Origin of the sequence: Cohnella sp. GbtcB17 (assembly GCF_019091135.1) — a bacterium.
In the GTDB taxonomy this organism is placed as follows: Bacteria; Bacillota; Bacilli; order Paenibacillales; family Paenibacillaceae; genus Cohnella.
This window is the reverse complement of record NZ_JAGXJW010000103.1, coordinates 9,453-10,605: the sequence shown is the minus strand read 5'-3', so window position 1 is coordinate 10,605 and position 1,153 is coordinate 9,453. Positions and strand designations below refer to the sequence as shown.

Sequence of the window (1,153 nt, the reverse complement as noted above, 5' to 3'; positions counted from 1 at the left end):
CGCACTACTCCGCGCTGCACCATCTGACGCAGGAAGCCGCCACCATCATCACGGTCGTGGATCCGGTTGAATATCAGCTCGAAGGCAACAACCAGGTTCATGTCAATCCGACGATCGGCTTGACGTTTGCCGCGGGCCTGCGCTCCATCCTTCGTCAAGATCCGAACATCGTCATGGTGGGCGAGATTCGGGACACGGAGACGGCGGAGATCGCGATTCGGGCTTCGCTCACGGGTCACCTCGTGCTGTCCACGCTGCATACGAACGACGCGATCAGCACGGTGACCCGGCTGCGCGATATGGGCGTCGAGCCTTATCTCGTCGCTTCGTCGCTCATCGGCGTCGTCGCCCAGCGGCTCGTGCGCCGGATTTGTCCGGAATGCAAGGTCGTTCACGAGCCGACCGAGCAGGAAGCGATGCTGCTGCGGGGACGCGGTTTGAAGGTGGACAAGCTCTACAAGGGCAGCGGCTGCGGCAATTGCAACAAGACGGGCTACCGCGGGCGCGTCGCCATCCACGAAGTGCTGGGCATGAACGATGCGTTTCGCCGGATGGTGTCGGAAAATGCGACCGTCGAGGAGCTTCGAACCGCTGCGGCCGAGCAGGGCATGATCAGCCTGATGGACGACGGACTCGCCAAGGTGCTCGGCGGCATTACAACGCTTCAGGAAGTAATTCGCGAGACCGTCGCCTATTAGGGAAGGGGAAAAGACGATGACAGCAGTGATGAAAAGCCGCATGGTGGACTTGCTCCGCGCGGCGCATGAGGCCGGCGCGTCCGACCTGCATATCTCGGTCGATTCGCCCCCGATCCTGCGGGTGCACGGCAAGCTTCAGCCTGTCGGCGAGGAGAAGGTGACGGCGGAAGAAGCCGTTCATATGGCGCTGGCGCTGATCGACGCGGAGCAGACGGAGCGTTTCGAACGGGCGGGAGAGCTTGACTTTTCCTATGAGCTCGAAGGGCTGTCCCGCTTCCGGGTCAACGCCTATCGCCAGCGCGGCAAAGTCAGCATCGCGGTGCGGACGATCCCGACGCAGATTCCGACGCTGGAGCAGCTGCAGCTGCCTCCAATTCTGAGCACGCTCGCCGCCAAGCCGCAGGGGTTGATCTTGGTGACCGGGCCGACGGGCAGCGGCAAGTCCACGATTTTTA

At 62.5% G+C, this 1,153-nt stretch carries 2 protein-coding genes; both read left to right on the top strand.

The window, feature by feature from the left end; all coding sequences use genetic code 11:
- On the top strand, window positions 1-698 hold a 698-nt coding region (locus tag KVT38_RS32175; protein WP_217597843.1), incomplete at its 5' end, for a GspE/PulE family protein.
- Window positions 699-714: 16 nt separating this feature from the next.
- A partial coding sequence (locus tag KVT38_RS35080; protein ID WP_483298211.1) for an ATPase, T2SS/T4P/T4SS family occupies window positions 715-1,153 on the top strand: 439 nt, incomplete at its 3' end.